Consider the following 24,254-nt stretch of genomic DNA (forward strand, 5'->3'; position numbering starts at 1 on the left):
CCTTATCGTATAAATTTATTTCTGCTCTTGAGAGGGTCTCTCTTACCCAAACAGCCTCGCTTGTTTCAAACGTATCAATCATCATGTCAATACTTATTCTTTGTCTGTCGCTACAATCAATTTAATATCGTTTTGTTCAATAAAGTTGACATACTGTGTATTTAATGGATCATCAGTGATTAAATAGTCTATCTCATTCAAACCGCAGTAGGTAACCATTGCATATTTGTCGAACTTCGTATGATCGACAAGTAAAAAAACATCTCTTCCTTTTTTTACAACTAGCTCCTTCATAGTTGTTTCGACAGGTGATGAGTTGGTGACACCATTAGAGATGGAGACACCTGTAGATGCCATGAATACTTTATCAAAGTTATATAGATTTAACTCCTCAGCTATAGAATAGTTGGAAAAGGATTTCGTCTTTCGTTCTAATTGTCCCCCTGTCGAAATCACTTGTAGCTGTTTATAAGGCATTGCTTGAACGATGAAATCCACGTTATTTGTCACAACTGTTACCTGTTTGTTGTGAATGAAATGTATGAGCTCCAGTGTTGTCGTACCAGAATCAATAAAGATCACATCTCCATCCTTCACCCAGCTTGCTGCCTCTCTTGCAATCAGACGTTTTTGCGCTTGATTTCTAATTTGTCTGTCTTGAAAGGCTTCAAGCTTCGCATGATTTGCAGCAACTCCTCCGTAGACCTTTTGAATATGTCCTTCGTTTACTAATTTTTGGACATCACGTCGAATGGTATTTTTGGAAACGTCAAATGTCTCGACAAGGTCGTCTAAAGATACAGACTGATTTTTCAAGATATATTCTTTGATTTGTTGAATTCTTTTCATTTTTAACATCGTGATCTTCCTTTTCATCATGGCTTATGGAAGGCGGCTTCATGTGATGTGATGGGTTTTTTATCTGATGCGCTGGCTAGATCCGAATTCCCTCATTTTCATTTTGACCACACTTTTAATAGCCTCTGTACCTGGCGTTAGGATGGTTTGTGGATCGTATATGTCAGCATCCTCTTTTAATTTAGAGCGTATAGCTTGATTCCAAGCTAGTAGACATTCTGTATTGACATTAATTTTCGCATGCCCTAATGAAATCGCTCGCTGAATTTGTTCGACCGGAATCCCAGAACCACCGTGGAGTACTAATGGGATATCTGTGCGTTCAGAAATATCTTTCATTTCTTCAAATCCAAGCTTTGGTTCACCTTGGTATGGCCCATGTACTGAACCAAGTGCTGCCGCAAGTGCGTCTACATTGGTTTCTTGTACAAGTCGATGACAGTCTAATGGATTAGCATATACAATGTTGCCAATCATCCCATCTTCCATACCACCGACTGAGCCAACTTCTGCCTCTACTGATACACCTCTTTTCATCGCATAGCTGACAACATCGTTTGTCATACGGATGTTTTCTTTTAAAGAAAAGGATGAACCATCAATCATGACAGAGCTGAAACCTGCTTCAATGGCTGATTGGCACCTAGCAACGCTCGCCCCGTGATCAAGGTGCAAAGCAACTGGAACTGTAATCGATAAATCTCTCATCAATCCCTCTACCATTCCAACAATCGTTTGAAAGCCACCTAGGTAATCAACAAGTCGATCAGAAGCTGCAACAATGACAGGAGAGTTCTCTTCTTCTGCGGCAAGTAGAATGGCTTTCGTCCATTGCAATCCATTGATATTAAACTGCCCAATAGCATATTTTGCTTGCTTCGCTTCTTTTAACATCTCTTTCATTGAAACTAATTTCACATCAGTTACAGTCATTATGAACACTCCTTCATGGCAATTAGACCCCCATTTTTGTAAGTACGTTGTTTGTCGTTTGTTTGGCTTTTTTAATGACTACTTCTGCATCAAGGTTGTAATAATCGGGTCTAAATAGCTCAACAGATACCACACCGTCATATCCTTTTTCTTTTAAGATGCTGAAAATCCCTTGAAGATCGATGGCGCCTTCACCTGGCCATACGCGATCTTCATCTGTTAAAAAGCCGATTGGGAAGTCCTCTGTATCATCGATATGGACGATAAAGATTTTTGAAATATCAACCTTTTGTAAGTCCTCTAAACGTGAGCCCATTGCATGGAAATGAAAACAGTCTAGAACAAGCCCTACGTTGTCACAATTAACCTCTTCAATGATTTTGTATGCTTGAGACAATGTGTTGACAGTACATTCAGGGTGACCTACGAATTCTAAAGCGATTTTTACTTCATAAGGAGAAGCGAGCGTAGAAAGTTCCTTTAACACGCTTACACAACTTTTATGAATCTCTGATTTAAGAAATTTTTCTTTTGTTACTAGTGGAACGACAACTATGTAAGGTGCACCAATTGTTTTGGCCGTTTCAAGCATGTCTTTAAATGTTTGAATTGTCGCTTCGTATTGTTCTTTTGATTGATTATTGAAGAAGACGAGAGCATTTAAGGCAAGTGGTTTAATTGTGGTTGATTGAAAATAGTTGTTTAGATCCTCAAGTGAAGCAGTCTCAAGGTATTCTGGTAATTTATCCATTGTTCGAATTTCAATAAAATCATAACCGTGTTTTTCGCAAAGGTTTAAATCTTTTGATAAATTAGAATTTTTGAGAGTTGTCGCTTGGTTAAATGCAAGTTTCATTTATATACCTCTTTCATTAAGAAATTGTTTTATTATTTGATGTAACATCAACGCCTGAATGACCATGATTTCGGAAATTCGCTTCAAGTTCTTCTAATGTAAGCCCTTTCGTTTCTGGCAAGAATTTAGTAACAAACAATATTGACAAGATACCGAATCCAACGAAGATAAAGAATGTCACAGACAACCCAAGTTGAGATAGTAGAATAGGGAACGTTAGACCGACTAAGAAATTAACAATCCAAAGGCAGAAAACTGTGACACCCATGCCGAGCCCTCTAAGGCGGAGTGGAAATATCTCAGACAACATGAGCCAAGTCACTGGAGAAATTGCACCTTGTTGGAACGCAAGGAAGGTAATGGTTAATAATAACACGATATATGGAAGTAATTCTGACCCAGCAAAAAGATTTGAAAAAATTCCGATGAAAAGTAATGTTGTCGTTGTACCGATTAATCCTGTAATGAGCATAGGGCGGCGTCCGATTTTGCCTAGCAAGACAATTCCTACAATTGTCGCGATAACCGAAATAATACCATTTCCAATGTTACCAATCAACGCTGCTTTTGTATCAAAGCCGGCACCTCTTAATATCTCGGTTCCATAATACATAATAGAGTTGACACCAGTTATTTGTTGGACAATCGCAATCCCTACTCCGATGAGTACAAGCCTTCTCACCCAAGAAATAGAGAAATCTTTAAAGGTTGCTTTGTCAAGGTTCTTTTCTTTTTCATAGGCATTTTCAATCTCACTAAGCTCTCTTTCTGCATCTACCTTTGAGCGAATCTTTTGTAGCACTTGCAGGGCTTCATCTCTTTTCCCACTAGTGACAAGCCACCTTGGGCTTTCAGGGACTCTCAACATGCCAAAGAATAAAATGATCGCTGGAAGAGCAGCAATCGGTAGCATAATTCGCCATACAAATGGGTTCTCTCCTAATAAGTTACCAATGATAGCATTGAAAACGAACGCAAGTAATTGACCTGTTACGATCATCAATTCATTTTGTGTAACGATTCTTCCGCGCTGATTCGCAGGTGACATTTCTGCTAAGAAAGTTGGCACTGCAACAGATGCTCCCCCAACTGCTAGGCCAAGGAGGAATCGGAAAATAATCATAATTTCTGCATTCGGTGAAACTGTACAACCGATCGTGGAAAAAAAGAACATCGCTGCGAGAGAAAAAATCGTTCTACGCCTGCCATAACGGTCTGATAACCGACCGCATATCACTGCCCCAAATGCTGCCCCAAAAAGTAATGCACTTGTCACTAAACCTTGTGTAAGCGCTGTTAAATTGAGCTGCCCTGGTTGTGACATATATGGTAATGCCCCATTTAAGACGCCAGTATCATATCCGAAAAGAAGTCCGCCAAAAGTCGAAATTAAAATAATCGCCCTAAGATTTTGGTGTTGGTTGACTTGTTTATTCATGCTCGTTTTCTCCTGTTCTATTTTAAGTATGGATCACTAATTTCTCATCAATATACTTACGAGCCAACAGCGCATATTCAAGTGGATGTGCAATTGAAGGATCTTGCTCAGCTTCAACCACAATCCATCCGTTATAACCATTTTCTAATAGAACGCGGTATACTTCTTCAAAATTAATACATCCGTCACCTGGAACAGTGAAAATACCTTTAAGAAAGGATTGTAGAAAAGGCAAATCTTCTTGCTTACAAAGGTCCATTATTTCTTTTCTAACATCCTTAAAGTGAACATGATGTATGCGGTCAATATGTGTATGCAATAGGGGCATATAATCGCCATCTGATACGAAAATATGACCAGTATCATATAGAAGATGAACATATTTTTCGTCCGTTCCTTCTAATAAACGAGTAATATCTGATAAGGTTTGAACCCCTGTGCCAAGGTGATGATGGTACACAAGTTTCAGATTGAAAGCGTTAGCAATTTTGCCTAACTCATTTATTCCTGTGCAGAGTAAGTCCCATTCTTTATCCGAAAAAGTGGGTTGATTTTTGTAAACACTCACTTCTTTTTTTTGAATAGAGTACGTTTGTTCAGATACAACCGCTACACTTGCATTTACTTCTTGTAAATATCGACAATGATCAGTAAATTTTTTTTTCGTCATCTCTAGTCCGTCTTGTATGATGTAACTACTAAACCACTTGCCTGCAATTTTTAGATTACGTAATTGAAGCTCTTTATTTAAAATGTTGGGTTCGGGGAAAAAACCACCTACTTCAGTTCCTTGAAAACCAGCGACACATATATCGCTTAATAAGTGAGATAATGTATTATCAGCTCCTATCGTTGGAATATCATCATTCCTCCAGCCAATCGGAGCAATGCCCCACGAAATACAGTTCGGGTTGGTCACGCGTTTGTCAGCCTCCTTTATGACTAAATACTTGAAAAATAGAGTTAACCATAAGTTTTTCAAAAAATAATCATATTTTTGGTTAACTTATGGTTAACTTTGAAATAATCATAATATCAAAAGCGCTTTCAGTCAATTGTTTTTCGAAATTTTTTCATTATTTTAACTATTCATCACGAAAAAAAGCCTGATGCAATTGCACCAGACTAGACACCTATTAAAATTAAAGGCTATACATTGGATTTAATTTTAATGATAGCTTCTCCATATTGTTTCATGGCACGATTGAGTTCTTTCAGCATAGCTTGAACATTTTTTTTCAAAGTTCATGACCCCTTTATGCTTCATTCTCTTTTCATTATGAAGATGATGATTTCGTTTGGCAAAGTCAATGTATGCGCCAACAATCTTCATGAAAACGCAAACAACACTTGAAAACTTATGCATGTCTCATTTTCCTGCAATTTTTACAGGTTTTCTTTACTTGTGAATATTCATTGAAAAAGATCACTAATCTGTTCTTAGCCTTGTCAACTTGGCGAATATAAAAAACTTAAAATTGCCAGTGTGTGACGGTATTCTATCGGAGTACACTGATTTAATTTTTTCAGGATTCGGGAAAGGTGTTTCCATCAAATATTAAATTGAGTGTGTTTCATTTATTTCGTGACATAAAAGGACGATACCTAGCTATTAATGATCTGAATGATTTTTTGTTTAGCATCTTTTGCTTCTGGGATTAGCATGACAACAAACACATGAAGCATTTCCAGATAAACGTAGGTGTTGATCTCAATTCCTTGCTCTGTTAGTTTTTCATCAAGTTTTATCGCATCTGGATATAAAGCTTCGTGTGTGCCAATAAATGAGTGATTTTCCCCAATCCTTTAAAATCTCCGTAGATTGGGCTGATCAATGAGTCTGTTGGGTGTTTATCAGCAGCCCATATGTTTGTAATGACTTCCATTCCTTCACGAGCCAGCATCTGATTTTTTTCAGCATATTCAGGGAGTAACTAACGATTTAGCCCCTTTTATGAATTCAATTTTTAATAGGTCATCTTCTGTATATAATCGATAACCATTAGAATAGCGTATTGGGACAGGTAAAATGCCGTTTTCTTCATAGTACCGAATGGCAGCAGCGCTTATTCCTGTTCTTTTTGCAAGTTCACCTTTTGTCATCAGCTCTATTCCTATGTTCGTATTTTTCATGTATAGGTTAGTCACCTGTTGATATTTCCATTATAAAGGTTGAAGTATACTACAAGGTCAAGAATAAGGTCAAAAATATGGATATGTGATTTTCAATTTAGCCTTTTGAAACGGAAATGCCACTATTTATTCATTTTTAAGGTTGCTGTAAGGTTCGGATTAATACAGGTTAAGGTTGAGGTTGTACAATGGGTTTGTAAGGAAGTGAGGGATGAGTCGAATGATTCTCCTCCCTTCTAAATTAATCATAGAGGTGAAAAGTTTTGAGAGAAAATAAAATTTTGTCTTCATTATGTTACTTCAGTATCTTTTTTGCACCGTTTCTGTTTCCGATTATCGTCTACTTCTTAGGAAAGGATGAAGTGAAATATCATGCGAAAAAGTCACTATGGACGCATGTTATTCCTTATTTGATTTTCGGTATTGGTATTGTCGGTTCAGGTTTACTTGGCATGAACGATATCAGTCATGCTGGTCCGTTCTTAATTGCTACGTATGCTCTGACATTCCTTGTGGCGATTTACTTCTTCATTTGGAACATTGTGAAAGGCATTAAAGTGTTTTCAGAATAATAATAGATGAAAAAACGGTTCTGTCATTGAGCAGAACCGTTTTTTGTATGTCTATTCAAGTGGGTAATTGGATATCAATCGTTGTTCCTTCTCCAATTATACTTTGTATCGTAATATCTCCGCCGTGTTTTTGGATAATATCTTTTGCAATCGCCATTCCAAGACCAGAGCCAGCATGTGTCCCTGCTGTATTCGTCCCTCTATAGTAGCGGTCAAACACTTTTTCTAGCTCTGCCTCTTCAATTCCTTTGCCGTTGTCTTTAATTGTGATATGGGTATGTTCTTTTTGCTCAAGCTGTACAATGATTTTCACATCAGCATCATTGTGGACAAGGGCATTTAAAATGAGATTGGTGACTGCTCTTCGTATGAGGACCGTATCAATATTCAGCATGAGCTTGTCTACATTCGTTTGCAGCTCAATGCTTTGATCTGCATATCTCGAATCGTTTAGGATATCAATTAACGTTTTACGCAGCAACGGCACAATGTTCACAAGCTCTTTATGTAGCATCACGTCGTTATTTTTCAGCCTTGTTGTTAAATTTAGATCCTCCATGACATCTTTAATGTACAGTGATTTATTCTCTATGATGCTGGCATAATGCATCATCTCTTGATCTGAAAGAGGATAATTTCGATCCTTCATGATTTCAGCATAGCCTTGAATAGAGGATAATGGCGTTTTAATATCATGAGAAATATGGCTGATCCATTCTTCACGCATTTGTTCTAGTTTGTCTTTTTCTTTTTTGCTTGAAGCGAGCTGCTCTGATAAGTGATTGACATTATAGAAGACATCTTTATAAATTCCTTTAGCAGGCAGATTTGTCGTGTAATCTCCGTTTGCCAGCCGCTGGATGCTATGAATGGCACGGCCGAGCGGTTTTGTGAGCTGCCGGCTGAATAAGTAACCAATGAGTAATGCTATGATGGCATCAATTGATAATAAAATCATCGTCCCGATATTGAATCTTGTTACTAAATCCTTCGTGTCAAACGAGAATAGGTATTTTCCGATGGAAGGGTCTTTAAAACCGATAAAGTAGCTGTATTCTTTGCCCTTTACTTTTTTTCCGCCAGCATAAATGGTCGATAATAATTGCTTATCTTTATATTTATGTAAGTTCACGATGTCTATCGGTGTATATTTGTTCTTTAATCCTTTAGGTGCCTGCGCATGATACACGTTTTGGCCATTTTCATCTAAAATTTGAATCCATGCATTCTGTTGTTTTAAGGCTTTCTGCCCTTCTTTGTTTACGGTTATCCCTTGATCAGAAAAAGAGATGTATTGTTCAAATGATCTTGTGAAGGTTTCGGGCGTATTTTCCTCGTTATGCTGGCTGTTTGCCTGAAGTACGAGCCAAATCATAAATACGAATAAGTTGATAAAGACCGTGATAATGGTCACGATAATGACAGAGACCATATACCTGCCTGTTAATCGCCATTTCATCCTTACGCATCCTTTACAACAAATTTATAGCCAAGCCCTTTGACTGTGACGAGAAACTCTGGTGTTGACGGGGAATTTTCTATTTTTTCCCGAAGTCTTCGGATATGAACCATTACCGTATTGTCAGAACCGAAGAAGTCTTCCCCCCAAACAGTTTGATAAAGCGTTTCTTTACTGATGATGCGGTTCGGGTGCTGCAAGAAGTAGGTCATCAGCAGAAGCTCTTTCGGTGTGAGCTCAATGACCGCGCCATTTTTCTTCAGTTCTGCTTGCTGTTCGTTTAACTCAAACGGCCCTTTTTTGATGACGGGATCCGCTTGAGATGACTGCAAGTATGAGAGCCGTCTCAGCTGCGCTTTCACCCGGTAGGCGACTTCCTTTGGACTGAACGGTTTTGTAATGTAGTCATCCCCGCCGATGGCAAGACCTACAATTTTGTCTGATTCCTCTCCCTTTGCTGATAAAAAGATAATCGGAACATGGGAGGTCTCTCTGATTTGTCTGCAAATATCATAGCCTTCACCGTCTGGCAGCATAATATCAAGTATGACAAGATCAGGCTGTTCTTGGTGGAATTTCGTGAGCCCATCACGGGCAGTTGAAGCTGTTATAACGCGATCAATGCCTTCTCTTGTTAATACTGTGTTGATTAATTCCAAAATTTCTTTTTCGTCATCGATCATTAATACTTTGCTTTGATGCTTTGGCATACATTGATCACTCTCCTGAAGTCATTGCCATTATTATACCCAATGTAAGAACATAGTGAAAAAATCAACTTCCTATTTGCATAAAAAAAGCCAATTTTCTTTTGAAATGAGAAAATTGGCTTTTGGTGATTCAATTGATTCTAGCGTTTGACTACAAATGTTGTCACACTTTGAGCCGGGAGATGAGCCCAAAATTGATTACCTGATATATTTAAGTCTGTACCGGGCTGAAGGTTGCTGTTGCTGCTTGTAATCCATCTTGATGCTTGCGAAGCAGTTCCATTTTGCATCACAAAGTGCTGATTGACTCCTGTATTGTTTTTGTTAATCGCGACAATGACAACCTGATTGTTTCCTTTGTAGGCAGATACGAAAACATTTGGTTCAGGACTTTTCGTTGCATCAATTCTGACGTATCCTGGGCGTACAAACTTGGAGAAATGCGCCATGTTGTAACCGCGTTTACTGATCAGGCCATCTTCCTTCATAGGGCCGTAGGATCTGCGGATGTACCACCAAACATATGCCTGAAAGTCCCCTTCTACCATCGAATGGTGAATATGCTCTGAAACCCCTAATGCCTCAGGCCAGCGGTCCGCTGAATTGTTATCGCTATTCGGGTAGTAGACCTCTGTCATCCAAAGCTCCTTCCCCCCTCCTTTTTGTTTGAACAGAGGATATGGAAGCTGGCTGATTTGGGTTCCGTACAAATGGGCTCCGAGAATGTCCATATTTCTAAGCGCTTGCGGATCATTTAAGATAGGATCTGATATATTTTTAAGGTATTGAAAGGATTCTGGCGCAATCACGCGGGCATTAATGGAGCCGGCATTTTCTCTCATGAAACGCAGGATTTCCTGAGGAGTCCACCATGTCCATTCATGTGCATAATCAGGCTCGTTTTGTACTGATATCGCATAGAGATTGACTCCATTATTTTTCATATACGTCACAAAATCGTTCAGATGCTGAGCATATGCAGCGTATTGATTGTATCTCAGCCGCTTTGCAGTTGTACCATTACGGTTGAAAGTCTCGACCATATGGCTTGGAGGATTCCAAGGTGAAGCGATCACTAAAGCTCCATGCTCTATTGCTCTTTTGGCTGTGGCGACCTCTCTGTGCCAATTATTTCTGTTCTCATCTACAAAAATTCTTAGAATGGAAAACCCTAACTGATTCTGCCCATTGCCAAAAGCGGTTTCCCTTTGAGGTGCGGTCAAATCACCAATCCAAGCCGGGTGGTTCATTCCGCCAAAGCCGCGAATCACTTGTCTTTCTGCATTGATATTAATATTGGCATCTGCTGCTGAAACTTCAGTTGCGCCAGGTCCGATGAACATGACAGACAGCATGGTGAAGCAGATCAATAAAGTACAGATTGTTTTTTTGATCATTGACATCAAATTTTTCCACTCTCCTATCATTTTCTCATCCTTTGTTATTGAGTAAACCGCCAGGAATCAAACTGAAATAGGTTTGCACCTGTTCCAGTAAAGACAAAAAATACGTTGTGCACGCCAGCTGCTCCGTTTACTGTCGTTTCTACTTCTCGCCAATTGTTTGTTCCGCCTGTGGAAGGGACATTTAATGTTCCGACGAGTCTGCCGTCAGGGCTTCCGAGGCGTACTTCTATTTTTCCGCCTGCATTTGATGCTACATTCGCTTTAAATGTTCTTGCGCCGTTTGATCCGAAATCGACGTTACTGGCAGCCACCCAATCTCCGTTTTGAATGTTTGTGACATGCTGGTTATTGACCGGTCCGCCTGGAGCTGAAGAGGCCTCTGTCAAAATGCGTCCATTCCATGCAAATGTTTCAGCTTCTACCCGCTGATAAGGATTCAGGTTGGAAAGCTGTTTGACCCCTTCAAAATTGGCTGCAACCTCTCGAAGGGAGCCGTCAGCATTATGCACAAGCTTATTAATATGCGGAGATCTGTAGCCTTTTCCTGCCCCGTATAAAGCAGAGCTGACCGTTTGGGTATGATACACGACATACCACTCGTTTTTAAAATTGAACACCGCATGATGGTTGTTACCGCCGCCGCCAAAAAATGCACCCGGATTTTTCAGGAAATGCCCTCTATACGTAAATGGACCCATCGGACTTGAGCTCGTCATATAACCGATCTCACCAGGTGGTTTATCTGCTGGGTGGGAGCCGCCAAAGTTGATGCAATAGGAATAGTAATAGGTTCCGTTATACTTATGCATCCCTGAGTCTTCAAACATAAAAGGAGCATCAATGGTCGAGGCGCTACTGGCAACACTTGTCATATCAGGCCCTAGTTTTAAGACTCTTGCTGTTTTAGGATTGGCCCATTGTCCCTGCGTTGGATTAGAACCGCCTGGTACGCCTCCACCTGCATATAAATAACCAGTGCCGTCATCATCTACAAAAACGGCTGGATCAAACAGCCATACAACCCCGGACATTCCTGGTGTATTTGGCGTGACAAGCGCTTTTCCGATAGGATCTGTCCATGGACCGATTGGGGAATCTGCTGTCAGAACACCAATCCCTCCGCCGCTGTTCGCAAAATAAAGAAAAAATTTATCTTTCCCATTGATTTTTTTCACCGCCGCTGATGGAGCCCAGGAAGCACCTGCCCATTTAGCAATCCCTTTGCCGCCATTTGCCCCATTTGCACCGGCTACTGGAATCGCGCCATGATCTGTCCAGTTCACCATATCTGCTGAAGAGATGACGAAGACCCTATTCAAATTGGCAAAAGAATTATCTTTAATCGTACCGTTGCTGTGATATTCATAGTCATCACTCGACATATAAATGTACACTCTTCCGTTATAGGTGAGCGCAAACGGATCAGCGCCCAAGTGGTGGTCTATGAGCGGGTTTGCATTTCCTACACGTTTTGCAATTGTTGTGCTTGCCGCACTCGCATCATATACCGGTAAACAACTCAGTACCAAAGCAAAAATCAATAAACCAACGCCGCACTTCATCCTCGTCCTCATCGTTTCATTTCCTCCTGTTTTCATCTTCCTAATATTGGGGTTTAGGCCCAATTTCAAAATATGTTGATAGATACTGATGAAGAATGAATAGAAAGAATGATTTCTAGTGCAAATCCTTGCTGGAATCACGATGAAAACCCTTACTTTTTGACTAGAAGACAACAAAAAATGCAGTTCTCCTTTTGGAACTGCATTTTCTAAGTTAATTGATGAGTGTTGATCACATATAACGAGCGGTCACCATCTTCTTTCTTGTGTAAAACTCTACTCCGTCTGTTCCATTGGCATGCAAGTCTCCGTAGAAGGAATCCTTCCAGCCGGAAAACGGGAAGAATGCCATTGGTGCGGGAACACCGATATTGACGCCGAGCATCCCTGCTTCAATATTTTCGCGAAATTCTCTGATGCTTGATGCACTGTCTGTGTACAGGCAGGCACCGTTCGCAAATTTTGATTGATTAGACAGGTCGATCGCTTCTGTCAGTGAAGAGACACGAACTATTGATAAGACTGGGGCGAAAATCTCGTCCTGCCAAATTTTCATTTGATTTGTCACATGGTCAAAGATCGTTGGTCCAACGAAATACCCTTTTCCATTTGTTTCGTGATCTTTCCTGCCATCTCGAATGAGACTTGCGCCTTCTTCAATCCCTGACTGAATGTATTGAAGCGTTCGCTCCTTATGTTCCTCTCGAATGACTGGACCAAGAAAGACCTCTTCATTTATTCCGTTTCCAATGACAAGCTTATTCGATTCATCAACTAATTTTTGAATGAGATCATCTGCCACTTCTTCTTCCACTGCGACAACGGCCGCGGCCATGCAGCGCTCTCCTGCTGATCCAAAGGCAGCACCAATGATTTGTTTCGTTGTCGCGTCTAAATCTGCATCTTTGAGGACAATGGAGTGATTTTTTGCTCCTGCAAGTGCTTGGACACGTTTGCCATGCTCTGTGCCTTTTTTATAGACGTATTCTGCAACTGGCTGAGAGCCGACAAATGAAATGGCTTTGACCTTTTGGTGTTCAAGCAGACCATTGACGACATCATGAGCTCCATTGACAATGTTGAGAACCCCTTTTGGAAGACCAGCTTCTTCAAATAATTCGGCTAATCGTGCGGCAAGAATCGGCGTGCGCTCTGAAGGTTTTAAAACAAACGTATTTCCGCAGGCAATGGCAAGCGGGAACATCCAGCAAGGAACCATCATCGGAAAGTTAAATGGTGTAATTCCGCCGATGACGCCAATTGGATAGCGGTACATGCCAGATTCGAGTCCAGATGCGATATCTGGTAATTGTTTTCCCATCATTAAGGTTGGTGCACCAGCGGCAAATTCGACACATTCAATTCCGCGCTGCACTTCTCCTTTTGCTTCTGTGATGCTTTTTCCGTTTTCAATCGTTACGAGTTCAGCCAGCTCATCCCATTTGTCAACGAGTAACTGTTGGTATTTAAATAAAATGCGTGCACGGCGGGGAACGGGAGTTTTCGACCAAGTGGCAAATGCTTCTTGTGCTGCCTGTACCGCATGTTCGACATCTGTTTTTGTTGAAAGCGGCACTTCCGCGATGATTTCGCCAGTGGCTGGGTTATACACTGCTTCTGTTTGACTTGTTTCTGCTTCAATCCATTGTCCGCCGATATAATTTTTCAACGTTTGTACATCTGTTTTGGTCATGTTCCCTCTCTCCTCTTTTGTTAAAGATTGTCTTGTTAAAGGATGTGTATGTATCGTCATTGTCTCATCTAACGGGCATTCATCTGTATACACTCTTTGTCAAATCAAACGGCAGTTTTGGTTTACGTTGTGATAAACTGGTTTGTTTGTGACATGTGACACTAGAATGCCAAAAATTCATGATGTGTTTTTGGTTAACTGTTGATTAACTTTAGAAAAATCATAATATTAAAATTGCCCTCAGTCAATCCTCTTTTTGCTTCATAACAAAAACCTGATGCGCGGTGCATCAGGTAGAGACTGGTTCATTCTGTTATTTGGTTGATGCGGCATATTGATTTGGTTCTATATAATTTGGCAGCATTTCTCCATGTGCTTCAATGAGTTCATCACATAATTTAATGGTGTCATCAATTGATAATTCAGCGCTTGTGTGTGGATCCAGTAGAGCTGCTTGATAAATGTGTTCTTTTTTACCGCTGATCGCTGCTTCAATGGTCATCAGCTGTGAGCTGATATTCGTTCGGTTGAGTCCTGCCAATTGTTCAGGTATTTCTCCGACATAGCATGGCATGATGCCGCTTCGATCTGCCACACACGGTACTTCTACACAAGCTTTTTCAGGCAGGTTGTCAATGAGCCCGCCAGTGTTCAGAACATTTCCGCCAAATTTAAAGGGAACGTTCGTTTCAATCGCTTCAATGATCCGGGAACCATATTCTTTTGAGCGGGTATGTGTGATCTGTGTGTTTCCCACCAGGTCATGCTTCATTGTATTCCAATTGTTGATTTGTTCCTCGCAGCGTCTCGGGTATTCATCGAGCGGAATGTTAAACTGACCGATTAGTTCAGGGTACCGTGATTTGATGAAATATGGATGGTATTCGGCATTGTGCTCTGAGGATTCTGTGACATAGTAGCCGAATTTATCCATCAGTTCAAAACGAACCATATCATGATGCCGCGATTGCTGCTTTTCTTTTGCTCGTCTTTTGATTTCTGGATACAAGTCTTTTCCGTCCCGTTTTACTTCTAATAACCATGCCATATGGTTAATGCCGGCGATTTTTTCTTCAATGCCTTCATGTTCCATTTCAAGAGATTCAAATAGGTCCTTTGTACACACCTGCACACTATGACAGAGACCAACCGTTTGAATCTGTGTATAGCGAAGCATCGCACCAGTCAGTGTAGCCATTGGATTTGTGTAATTTAACAATAAAGCATTTGGGCAAACCTCTTCCATATCCTTTGCAAAGTCTAGCATGACAGGAATCGTCCGAAGAGAACGGAAGATGCCGCCGATCCCTACCGTATCCGCAATCGTTTGTCTTAATCCGTATTTTTTAGGTATTTCAAAATCAATGACAGTACTTGGCCGATAGCCTCCAACTTGGATGGCATTGATGACATATTTTGCATCCTTTAAGGCTTCTTTGCGGTTGTGATAGGACTGGATGGTCACGTTTGCACCGTAATTTGCTTTTAAATGCGACAGCATTGTTTCTGATTCTTTCAGCCGGTTGTGGTCGATATCATATAATGCGAATTCAAACCCTGCAAGGGCGGGAACAAACAGACAATCTCCTAATATATTTTTAGCAAACACGGTACTCCCTGCACCGATAAATGTAATTTTAGACATAGACGACTCTCCTTTTTACATCCATATTGGGCTAGCCTTTGACAGAGCCTTGTGAAAGCCCTGCGATAAAATATTTTTGCAAAAGTAAAAACATCGTGACCATTGGCAGCATCGCAATGAGTGCAGCTGCCCCAACGAGCTGAAGCTGATGCTGATTTTGACCAAAAAAATGGGATAAGGCGACTGTGAGTGTATGCATCTCTTTATCTTGCAAAAAGAAGATAGCAAATTGATAGTCGTTCCAAATATACACGCAGGCAATGATTAATACAGAAGCGGTAATGGGCTTCAAAAGCGGAAAAACGACTGTGAAAAAAACTCTGAGTGTCCCTGCTCCATCAATACGAGCAGCTTCTTCAAGCTCCTTTGGAATTGTCGACCGGATAAAGCCTGCGTATAAGAAAATTGTCAGCGGCAAAAAAGCAGCCACATTATTTAAAATAGCAATTTGATAGGTATTCATCATCCCGATTTGAACGACCATTTTATAGAGCGGGACAAGGGCTGTAAGCGGTGGAATGACCATAATGGCAATAAATAAAACATAGACTGCTTTATTCAGCTTTGTGTTCCTTCTTGCAAGCGGATAGGCTGCAAGAGATCCAAAGATAATGAGCAATACAGCGGAACTGAACGTAATGATCACTGTATTCAAAAAGGACTGGCCAAGCTGAGCCTCTGTCCATGCTGTGCGGAAGTTTTCAAGATGCAGTGCTTTCGGAAACAGCCATTTTGAACTGAAATCTCCTATCCCCTTTAATGATGTTGTCACCAAAATATAAAATGGAATGAGGTGCAGCAATGTGATCAATAGTGCGAGGACGGAGTACCATCTTTTCTTGCGTTTATAGGCGTTATCCATCACACCTCGGTCTCCTTTCGTTTGAAATAAATCAGCGCTGCGACACTAATGACAAGGATGATGACCGCCATGAACACCCCTTGCGTCGCTGCATAGCCTGCATCCTGACGTTTGAAATACAGATCATACATAAAGGTCGACATGGATTGCGAGGAATCTCCAGGTCCGCCGCCCGTGAGTGCCACAATGACATCAAAGAGCTTGAGCCCGCCAATGACATTCAGCACAACATTAATGGTGATCGACGGCATAAGCAGTGGCAATGTAATCCGCCTGAATTGCTGGAAGCTCGATGCGCCGTCTAATTGCGCCGCTTCATAATAATCCTTAGGAATACTTTGAAGTCCTGCTAAATAAATGATCATCGCAATCCCCACAAATTGATATGTGTTGACAAGCACAATGATCCATGTGTTGAATTCCGGATTGCCGAGCGCATTTATGTGATCGAATCCAAAAAGCGTCACCACATCATTTAAGGCACCGCCTTGGTAAGCAAACACAAAATACCAAATATAGCCCATCGCAATCGGGCTGATCATGACAGGTAAATAGATGACCGTTCTTGTGATGGCTTTCATCTTTAAGCTTTGATTTAATAAAAGAGCATATCCAAGTCCGATGATATTTTGCAAGATGGTGCTCCCAATTCCATAGAGAAGCGTGTTTTTGACAACAAGCCATGTCGCTTGATCCTGAAGCAGCCGCTCATATTGCTCAAGACCAATCCATTGATAAGTTTGTGAGAAACCGTTCCAATTCGTAAAAGAAAGCTGAATGCCGTTCAAAAAAGGATAAATGATAAAGGTACTGACGACGAGAACAGCTGGCATGTACATCCACCAAAGTGAGGAATTCTGGCGTTTTTGCATCTTTTGTTTTGGTAAAGAGGTGAATGCGGCTGGCTGCTTTGCTTTTGTGATGTTATTCATTGGCTTCACTCCTGTTTTCAGCATCCATCGGCTATTGTTTTTTCAAACGCTTATATTCCTCTTCCATTTTCTTTGATAACTGTTCTGGTGTGATCGAGCCTGCTAATAATTCTTGACCGGTTGTTGCCATGACCGCCCACATTCCGCTTGGTAAGTATTTTCGATCGAAATACGGTTCAATCTTCACCTGTTTGTATTGATCGTAAAATGTAGAGTAATAATTTTTCGCTTTCACTTGTTTTAGAGCTGTTTCAGAGGATGTGCCCTCTGCGATTTTTTTTGCGTTTTCAGGTTTTGCTAAAAAATCGATGAATTGTTTTGCTTCTTTTAGATGCTTAGAGCCTTTCCAAGCAGCAACAGTAAAACGTTCTCCGCCAATCCAGCTTTGTTCATCTGCTTTATGAATGGCTGGAACAGGCATCGTGCCTACTTTGATCGATGAATTCAGCTCTGTTGCTTCAGGTCCTAAGGATCCTCCGACAAAGGTGAAAGCGATTTTGTTTTGCGCCATGAGTTCAGGCGCTTGAGATAGTTTCGCTGTCAGGACATCCTTGTTTAAAAGGTCTTGATCCTTCAGATCTTTCATGAATTGTGCAAGCGGGGTATAGAGAGACCAATCAAATGATCCGTTTTCAAGTTCCTTTCCGTATTGATGCTTTTGATCGGTGATTAATAAAGGCGTCGCCAGCTCATCAAAGACTTGGGCAATATTTGAGTTATCTCCTCCTGGTATCCAGAGCGGCACAACATCTCCTTTGCTCTTTTCTTTCACTGTCAGCAAAGCAGATTTTAATTCATCAAGTGTTCTAGGCACTTCTATGCCATATTCCTTTAATAGATTGGCATTAAAGCTAAGCCCGTCTTTTGCTTGATTCAGCGGATAAGCGTACACTTTCCCATCTTGGTCTTTTAAAATCTGGTCGAGTGAAGGATCAAGCTGTTTGACCCAATCCATCTCTTTTAAATCAGCCACATACTCGCTATAGCGCAGTTTGGCCCAGCCATGTGTATCAAACAGGTCTGGCATATCGTTTGCTCCCATTTTGACGCGGATCATATCTTCATAGCTGTTGCCTGGGAAATTAGCATCGATTCGAATCTGCTCATGCTTCTTCTCAAACTCGCGAATGACTTCTTCAAACGCTTTTCTTTCCCCGCTGTTGCTCATCGTTGAAAATAGCGTCAAGGTGACCTTTCCATTTGCTTCAGATGAGCTGTTATTACCGCAAGCAGACAAAATCATGGTCAAGAACATGGCTGCAGTCAGCAGCATGATTTTTTTATTCATGGTTTCCTCCTTTTAATCACTGAAAATTCAGACGATAATCGGTAGAATTCATGCAGTTGCGGAAACAAAGGAAGTCCATTATACTGGAATTCTATTCTTTTCTAAGAGATAAGAGAGCATACCGGCAGGCTGCCTTGTTCTTAGCATGATCTGGCCATCATGCTAAGCAGCTTGCTTTCTGCTTTTTTGTCTCTTTTTTGTGTTCTGAAATCTATGGTTCACCCCCTTTCATGGATGAGACATGTACTGCCTCGCTCGATGAGTGTTGTTGGCACGACGACTTTCAGAGGAAGTTTTCTTCCGTTTATTCTCTCAAGCAAAAGCTTCAGACCGACTTCCCCCATTTCTTCTGTATATACTTTGACGGTCGTAAGCGGCGGGCTTGAAAATGACGCGGCTTCAATGTCATTAAACCCAACAATGGATACATCTGAAGGTACGTGTAGACCGGCTTCATGCAGAGCGCGCATTGCGCCGATTGCCATAGAGTCACTTCCAATGAAAAAGGCTTGCGGCAGTTTTCCCTTTTTGATCGCTTGCTGCATAAGCGTATAGCCTTCTTGCATGGAGTATTCACCAATGTGGATGTCTTCCATATGAAGAGCGCCCGCCTCCTGCATTCTTTTCATAAACGTCGTTTGTCTTTCGTCCTCAATCACAGCATTACCTTCAAAATAATGCTCCCGCTCTTTCCCGCCAATATAGCCTAGATGTGTATAGCCGAGAGATTGCAGATGACGAATGGCGCGATCTGCCGCTCTGACAAAATCCACATGTACACAATCATACAGATCTTCATCCGCATAATGATTGATAAAAACAATGTGTTCCATTCGATTTGTCATTTTTTCAACCGTATCGGGGCTGATTCGTCCAATGACGATCAAGCCGTCAATATCCTTTAGCATCGCCCCTTTATCCATGCTTCTTAGGCGAAAGGTATGGAGAGTGGACAGGCCTTGTTTGGCATATTCTTTTTCAATTCCTTTTCGAATCGATGAAAAAAAGGGATCATTTAATTCTTCGTCAATGGATTGAGCGACAACGACACCGATGACTGGGGATTCAGATGGGCTTTTTTCTTCTGCTTGATCGGCTTTTCTTGCTCTCACTGGGGTATAGTTTAACTTCTTAGCAATGTCGAGGATGTTTTGTCTCGTTGCGTGTGAAACGGCAAGCGTTTGATCGCCATTTAACACACGGGATACAGTGGAAACGGACACTTTTGCATCATGAGCAATATCTTTGAGTGTGGTCATAGGCAAACTCCTCATCGTTATTTGACTAAATATTTACTAAAGATATTTGAAGGATAACACATAAATAAAGCGCTTTCAATTATGAATTTTTGATTTTTATTTTGTTTTTGGGTAAGTTTTGGTGAATGAATTGTGTTTTAGTAAAATTTGCGTAAAAAAAGAGGATGGTTTTCATCCTCTCTTTTTCTAACGTGATTCGATTGAGGCTGTTTCTTTTGCAAATATTTGCTTCATTCTTTCCCAAGCAGTGTCGAGTTCTTTATGAAGTCCAAATAAACCTGAGGTGCCGATGATGTAGATCTCATTTCCAGCCTCAGCAAGCAGCCGGAACGTGCTCTCATTACAAGAGCCATCTACTTCAATTGAAAACGAGTATCCTTCGTGTTTTTTGATATCTTTCACCTGTTTAATTTTCTGAAGCATTTCTTTAATAAAAGGCTGTCCGGCAAAGCCTGGATCGATCGTCATGATCGTCACTCTGTCTATTAAATGAATAAAGGAATCTAATGCTGCAACAGGTGTGGCGGGATTTAGAACAAAGCCAACCTCACATTTTCTTTGGTGAATATGGCGTATGATTCGAAAGGCATCTTTTTGCACGACTTCTGGGTGTAAACAAATCATCGTTGCGCCTGCATCAATACATGCATCGATTAAAAATTCCTGCGGATGTTCGGCCATTAGATGAACATCAATCGGTAAATTTGTCAGTTTCCGAAGCTGTTCAATGAAAAAGGGTGATAACGTAATATTCTTCACATAATGCCCATCCATCACGTCGACATGGTACCGGTCTGCTCTCGTGTTGAGAAGATGAATTTGTTCACGGAAATGCGTTAGATCCATGCACATCAGTGAAGGTGAAAAAACGGCTGTCATTCTCAGGCTCCTCCTTTTTACAGTTGAAATAAAAACTTGATCAATCCAATCAAGATTCCGATGATACCAAAGTCTGTATCTCCAAACGTTGTCCCTTCAAAGCCAAGGGTTCCTAACACAGGTAATAAACAAGCAGGTAAAAAGGAAAGAAGCAATCCATTTACAAAGGCCCCAGCGACAGCCCCTCTAACCCCTCCTGTTGCATTGCCATACACGCCTGCTGTAGCACCGCAAAAAAAGTGCGGGACAAGACCAGGGACAATGACAGTTAAACCAAACAAAGGTAAAAGAAAAATGGATACGATGCCTCCTGCAAAGCTGCATAAAAAACCGATAATGACCGCATTTGGCGCAAATGGAAAAACGGTTGGCGCATCAAGTGCCGGCTTTGCCCCCTTCACGAATCGATCGGCAATCCCTTTAAATGCAGGCACGATCTCGCCAATGGCCATCCGTACCCCTGCTAAAATAATGTACACACCAGCAGCAAACGTAATCGCCTGAATGAGAATGAAGACAGCGAAGTTCGTGCCCCCGCTAATTTGTTCTATATAAGGAATTCCTGCAAACGGTGCAATTGCAAAGAACAGTAAAGCCATCGTAATCGAAATGGCAACAGATGTATCTCTTAGAAAACCGAGTGATTTAGGCACTTGAATGGTTTCCGTTGATTTTTCAGGAGAACCAACCCATTTGCCGATCATTCCCGCAGTAAAATACCCGAAAGTACTGAAGTGTCCGAGCGCGAGATCATTGCTTCCGGTGACTTTCCTCGTAAACGGCTGAAGGATTGCGGGTGCAATGACCATAGCTGCACCTAATATCATTGAGCCAGTAGAGATGAGCAGCCATCCGTGCAGGCCGGCTGTCGAGAGAACGACGGCGAGCATAGCCGCCATATACAACGTGTGGTGACCAGTCAAAAAGATGTATTTAAAGGGTGTGAATCTTGCAAGTAACAAATTGACCAGCATACCAAAAATCATGATAAGTGCTGTCTGTGTACCGAATTCCTTTTGAGCAATGGCGGCCATAGCATCTGTATTTGGGACAACCCCTTGAATGTGAAAGGCTGCTTCAAACATCTTTCGAAAAACCCCGAGTGAATCAGAGACGACTGTAGCGCCCGCCCCTAATATTAAGAAACCCATGGTTGTTTTCAAGGTGCCTGACACAGTGTCTGCAGCTGATTTTTTCTGTAAAAGTAAACCGGCTAGTGCAAACAAACCGATGAGAATGGCAGGTGTGCCCAATATATCGTTCATGATCAGTTCTATCATGATGTGAATCCCCCTTTTTCATGACTTAAATATGTTGACGAAGGACGTCTTTAATGGCTTCCTGGTCTAACAAATTGTTTAAGCCAGCCACATTTCTTGTGCCGTCATTCAGCTGGTCAATAATATCAGCTGCTCCGATATAAAGGTCTGCTTGTTCATTTTTACTTGTACTGAGATCGGTATGATCCACTTCAGCTTTAAGACCTAATTCTTCTAATGCTTTTTTGACATTCATTTCTACAATAAAGCTGCTTCCTAACCCGTTTCCACATACAACAAGAATTTTTTTCATTTTCTTTTTCCTCCTTTATACTTGTGAAAATTGATCAATTAGTTTTTGAACCGATGCTAAATCTTCTGCTTCAATCAATTGTTTCGTCTGTTTCTCTTCACTTAACAGCATGGTCAGCTGTTTGAGTGCTTTCAGGTGGCTCATGCTGTCAATAGCCGCTAGCACTATGACGAGCCGCACCTGTTTTTTTCCATCCTTTGAAAACGAAATGGGCTGTTTGAATGACATGAGTGTCATGCTCAATTTGTTCACGCCGTCCTCGGGCCTTGCATGTGGAATGGCCACTTGTGGTGCAATGACAATATAAGGACCATTTTGATGAACAGACTGTATCATGGCTTCTACATAACTTGGTTTAATAGCATGTTGATCAAGTAAAGGCTGCGCCGCTTTTGTAATCGCCTCTTGCCATGTGTCTGCTGTTTGGTGGAGCTTGATGGTTTGTTCTGTTAATAAATCATTTAACACTGGATTCCACCCTTTCTGATAGGATACATATGTGGGATAAAGCAGCTCCTGAATATCATGAAGCAGTGCTTGTTTATTTTGTACGATGGTATGCTGCTGAATGATGTTAAATAAAGCGTTTACATGCCCCTCTTCAATCTTCGTTTCTGAGCCTTTCCCGTATTGAAGTAATGTTTTTTTCTCATAGGCAGTTAAAATAGGATGAACGAGATGAACTGGTTTTCCTTTAAACGAAATAGGTGTTGTGGACACAACGAAATCTGCATCAACGGCTGTTAATTCTTCATATGCACGCTTTGATAACAGTCCGCGTACTTCAATGTAGCCGATTAATTCGAGAAGCTGAGTTTTCAGCATGTTACTTGTGCCGATTCCTTCTCCGCAGACAATGTATACAGAACGCCTGACAATGGATGAAATTCCTTCTCTTCTCATCCAGCTGCCAAAATGCATGGCGAGATATGCAATTTCATGGTCACTCAACTTTGAACAGACCGCCTTTTCTAAATGACAAGCAACTTTTTGAGTGATTTCAAACACTTCTGGCTGTGCCTTTTTTATAGAATCCGTCAATTCATTGATGATACCAATGTGATAGATGAGCCTGTAATAAGCTGGAATTAAATGCATTGTTAAGTTTTGCTCCAATGCTTTTGGTTCTTGAAAGGTAATACAAGCATATCTCTGAAAGTCAAATATCATTTGTCTGGCGATCGTGCGAATGAGATGTTCTTCTGGTTTTTTAATTGATGGAAGTTTTTGTTTTTTGGCACTGAGCCATAAGGTGCTAAGAAAATAGATCTCATCATCATGAACAATGAGACTGGCCTCTTTTTGAATCTGCGCCATGAAACGAATAGCAGCCAAGCATTCCTCTGTTTCCTGCAATGTTCGCTTTTCTTCGTTTGAAATGTGTACAGCATGCCCCAGCTTCATCCGCTTGAAGTAGAAAAAGAGATCCAAAGAGAGCTGTTCCAGCATCTCATCTGCAAATTCAAGCTTAAGTTCTTGTTCTGACTGCTGGAGGAGATGGTGTACCCGTTTGGATGAAATAGGTCCCTTTAACCAAAACGACGGAAACGTTTTTTCGTTTTTTATCATGGTGCGAATGAAATGTATATAAGGTTTGAGTGCCAATCGAATGGCCCTTTCGTCTCCTGAAATGACATAGCCGCTTGCTGCCTGATAGCGGAGTGTGATCTCCTGCTTTAAAAGCGCTTCTTTTAGCTGTTTCATATCCTCGAGCAATGTATTTCGGCTCACCTTTGTCATCTTCATAAAATCATCAATTCTTAGGCAATGCTGGCTGCATGCAATGGATAAAAGCAAAATGGCCCTTCGTTCCTTTACACATGGTTCATAATCGTGACCAATAAGAATGGTATCAGCTTTTTGAATAATGACTTCTTTTTCATGAGGGTTTAAATAATAGCCAAGTTGGCCTTTTCGCTGCACACCACTAAGCTGATGAGTTTCCAGCCAGCTGTTCATTCGTTTGATTTCAGCGTAAACGGTTCGAGTCGAGACATTCATTCGATTCTGTAAATCTTCTATTGATAGATAAGATGTCGTATGAAGCAGCATAGATAGTAACGTCGTGCCCCTTTTGGTTAAGTACAGTTGGAATTCCTCCCTTCTTCCCTTTGGTTATAAGTCTAATCAACTCACATGCATCAAAGAAGCCCAAATGTCTTCAGCACGTGCTGTGCAGCGATTGTGTGCTCTTTTC

Annotated in this window: 21 protein-coding genes and 1 pseudogene; 1 reads left to right on the forward strand and 21 read right to left on the reverse strand. The window is 41.1% G+C overall.

Annotated elements, in window-relative coordinates; all coding sequences use genetic code 11:
* Positions 1 to 93 precede the first annotated feature (93 nt).
* From AAYR28_RS09040 to AAYR28_RS19060, 7 genes and pseudogenes are all read right to left on the reverse strand, one after another.
* Positions 94 to 858 carry a DeoR/GlpR family DNA-binding transcription regulator gene (locus AAYR28_RS09040; protein ID WP_061109943.1) on the reverse strand — a complete coding sequence of 255 codons (765 nt, stop codon included), beginning with the start codon at positions 856 to 858 and terminating at the stop codon, positions 94 to 96.
* A 60-nt stretch (positions 859 to 918) separates the two neighbouring features.
* Positions 919 to 1,776 carry a class II fructose-1,6-bisphosphate aldolase gene (gene fba, locus AAYR28_RS09045; RefSeq protein WP_024427118.1) on the reverse strand — a complete coding sequence of 286 codons (858 nt, stop codon included), beginning with the start codon at positions 1,774 to 1,776 and terminating at the stop codon, positions 919 to 921.
* A 37-nt stretch (positions 1,777 to 1,813) separates the two neighbouring features.
* On the reverse strand, positions 1,814 to 2,647 hold the full coding sequence (locus AAYR28_RS09050; RefSeq protein WP_061109944.1) for a sugar phosphate isomerase/epimerase family protein: 834 nt from the start codon (positions 2,645 to 2,647) through the stop codon (positions 1,814 to 1,816).
* A gap of 16 nt (positions 2,648 to 2,663) precedes the next feature.
* Positions 2,664 to 4,085, reverse strand: a complete 1,422-nt coding sequence (locus AAYR28_RS09055) for a sugar porter family MFS transporter (protein ID WP_024427120.1) — start codon at positions 4,083 to 4,085, stop codon at positions 2,664 to 2,666.
* Between the two features lie 22 nt (positions 4,086 to 4,107).
* The gene (iolE, locus tag AAYR28_RS09060; RefSeq protein WP_024427121.1) at positions 4,108 to 5,004 is read right to left on the reverse strand and encodes a myo-inosose-2 dehydratase; all 897 of its coding nucleotides are present in this window, start codon (positions 5,002 to 5,004) and stop codon (positions 4,108 to 4,110) included.
* A 686-nt stretch (positions 5,005 to 5,690) separates the two neighbouring features.
* Positions 5,691 to 6,019, reverse strand: a pseudogene (locus AAYR28_RS09065) (alpha/beta hydrolase); the annotation flags it as partial.
* On the reverse strand, positions 6,009 to 6,218 hold the full coding sequence (locus tag AAYR28_RS19060) for a MerR family DNA-binding transcriptional regulator (protein ID WP_051149979.1): 210 nt from the start codon (positions 6,216 to 6,218) through the stop codon (positions 6,009 to 6,011). The pseudogene AAYR28_RS09065 and the gene AAYR28_RS19060, both read right to left, overlap by 11 nt.
* A 263-nt stretch (positions 6,219 to 6,481) precedes the next feature.
* On the opposite strand from AAYR28_RS19060, the gene AAYR28_RS09075 reads away from it, so the two are divergent.
* Entirely contained in the window at positions 6,482 to 6,790 is a 309-nt protein-coding gene (locus tag AAYR28_RS09075; protein ID WP_034283494.1) for a DUF4870 domain-containing protein, read from the forward strand.
* A gap of 55 nt (positions 6,791 to 6,845) precedes the next feature.
* Here AAYR28_RS09075 and AAYR28_RS09080 read toward each other — a convergent pair whose 3' ends face one another.
* The 14 genes from AAYR28_RS09080 to AAYR28_RS09145 form a co-directional block, all read right to left on the reverse strand.
* On the reverse strand, positions 6,846 to 8,249 hold the full coding sequence (locus tag AAYR28_RS09080; protein WP_120206944.1) for a HAMP domain-containing sensor histidine kinase: 1,404 nt from the start codon (positions 8,247 to 8,249) through the stop codon (positions 6,846 to 6,848).
* Between the two features lie 2 nt (positions 8,250 to 8,251).
* Positions 8,252 to 8,959, reverse strand: a complete 708-nt coding sequence (locus AAYR28_RS09085; protein WP_061109948.1) for a response regulator transcription factor — start codon at positions 8,957 to 8,959, stop codon at positions 8,252 to 8,254.
* A 140-nt stretch (positions 8,960 to 9,099) separates the two neighbouring features.
* Positions 9,100 to 10,365 (reverse strand): glucuronoxylanase, encoded by a 1,266-nt coding sequence (locus AAYR28_RS09090; RefSeq protein WP_046311292.1) that lies wholly within the window; start codon positions 10,363 to 10,365, stop codon positions 9,100 to 9,102.
* A gap of 35 nt (positions 10,366 to 10,400) precedes the next feature.
* A complete protein-coding gene (locus AAYR28_RS09095; RefSeq protein ID WP_061109949.1) occupies positions 10,401 to 11,939 on the reverse strand; it encodes a glycoside hydrolase family 43 protein in 1,539 nt (512 codons plus the stop codon).
* A gap of 220 nt (positions 11,940 to 12,159) precedes the next feature.
* Entirely contained in the window at positions 12,160 to 13,620 is a 1,461-nt protein-coding gene (locus AAYR28_RS09100) for a CoA-acylating methylmalonate-semialdehyde dehydrogenase (RefSeq protein ID WP_120206942.1), read from the reverse strand.
* Between the two features lie 313 nt (positions 13,621 to 13,933).
* On the reverse strand, positions 13,934 to 15,265 hold the full coding sequence (locus AAYR28_RS09105) for an alpha-glucosidase/alpha-galactosidase (RefSeq protein ID WP_034622049.1): 1,332 nt from the start codon (positions 15,263 to 15,265) through the stop codon (positions 13,934 to 13,936).
* A 31-nt stretch (positions 15,266 to 15,296) separates the two neighbouring features.
* Positions 15,297 to 16,127: a carbohydrate ABC transporter permease gene (locus tag AAYR28_RS09110; protein ID WP_024425187.1), complete on the reverse strand. Its 831-nt coding sequence runs from the start codon at positions 16,125 to 16,127 to the stop codon at positions 15,297 to 15,299.
* On the reverse strand, positions 16,127 to 17,059 hold the full coding sequence (locus AAYR28_RS09115) for a carbohydrate ABC transporter permease (RefSeq protein WP_120207546.1): 933 nt from the start codon (positions 17,057 to 17,059) through the stop codon (positions 16,127 to 16,129). The genes AAYR28_RS09110 and AAYR28_RS09115 overlap by 1 nt, the downstream gene beginning before the upstream one ends.
* A gap of 31 nt (positions 17,060 to 17,090) precedes the next feature.
* The gene (locus AAYR28_RS09120; RefSeq protein ID WP_120206940.1) at positions 17,091 to 18,347 is read right to left on the reverse strand and encodes an ABC transporter substrate-binding protein; all 1,257 of its coding nucleotides are present in this window, start codon (positions 18,345 to 18,347) and stop codon (positions 17,091 to 17,093) included.
* A gap of 218 nt (positions 18,348 to 18,565) precedes the next feature.
* Positions 18,566 to 19,606 carry a LacI family DNA-binding transcriptional regulator gene (locus AAYR28_RS09125; protein ID WP_025093198.1) on the reverse strand — a complete coding sequence of 347 codons (1,041 nt, stop codon included), beginning with the start codon at positions 19,604 to 19,606 and terminating at the stop codon, positions 18,566 to 18,568.
* Between the two features lie 186 nt (positions 19,607 to 19,792).
* A complete protein-coding gene (alsE, locus tag AAYR28_RS09130) occupies positions 19,793 to 20,485 on the reverse strand; it encodes a D-allulose 6-phosphate 3-epimerase (RefSeq protein ID WP_034283513.1) in 693 nt (230 codons plus the stop codon).
* A 17-nt stretch (positions 20,486 to 20,502) separates the two neighbouring features.
* Positions 20,503 to 21,765, reverse strand: coding sequence for a PTS ascorbate transporter subunit IIC (locus tag AAYR28_RS09135; RefSeq protein ID WP_101677124.1), 1,263 nt, complete (start codon positions 21,763 to 21,765; stop codon positions 20,503 to 20,505).
* Positions 21,766 to 21,790: 25 nt separating this feature from the next.
* The gene (locus tag AAYR28_RS09140; protein ID WP_024425192.1) at positions 21,791 to 22,057 is read right to left on the reverse strand and encodes a PTS sugar transporter subunit IIB; all 267 of its coding nucleotides are present in this window, start codon (positions 22,055 to 22,057) and stop codon (positions 21,791 to 21,793) included.
* Between the two features lie 15 nt (positions 22,058 to 22,072).
* The gene (locus AAYR28_RS09145) at positions 22,073 to 24,145 is read right to left on the reverse strand and encodes a BglG family transcription antiterminator (protein WP_120206938.1); all 2,073 of its coding nucleotides are present in this window, start codon (positions 24,143 to 24,145) and stop codon (positions 22,073 to 22,075) included.
* Positions 24,146 to 24,254: the final 109 nt, after the last annotated feature.

The sequence above is a fragment of the Bacillus safensis genome (genome assembly GCF_039619585.1).
Lineage (GTDB): Bacteria > Bacillota > Bacilli > Bacillales > Bacillaceae > Bacillus > Bacillus safensis.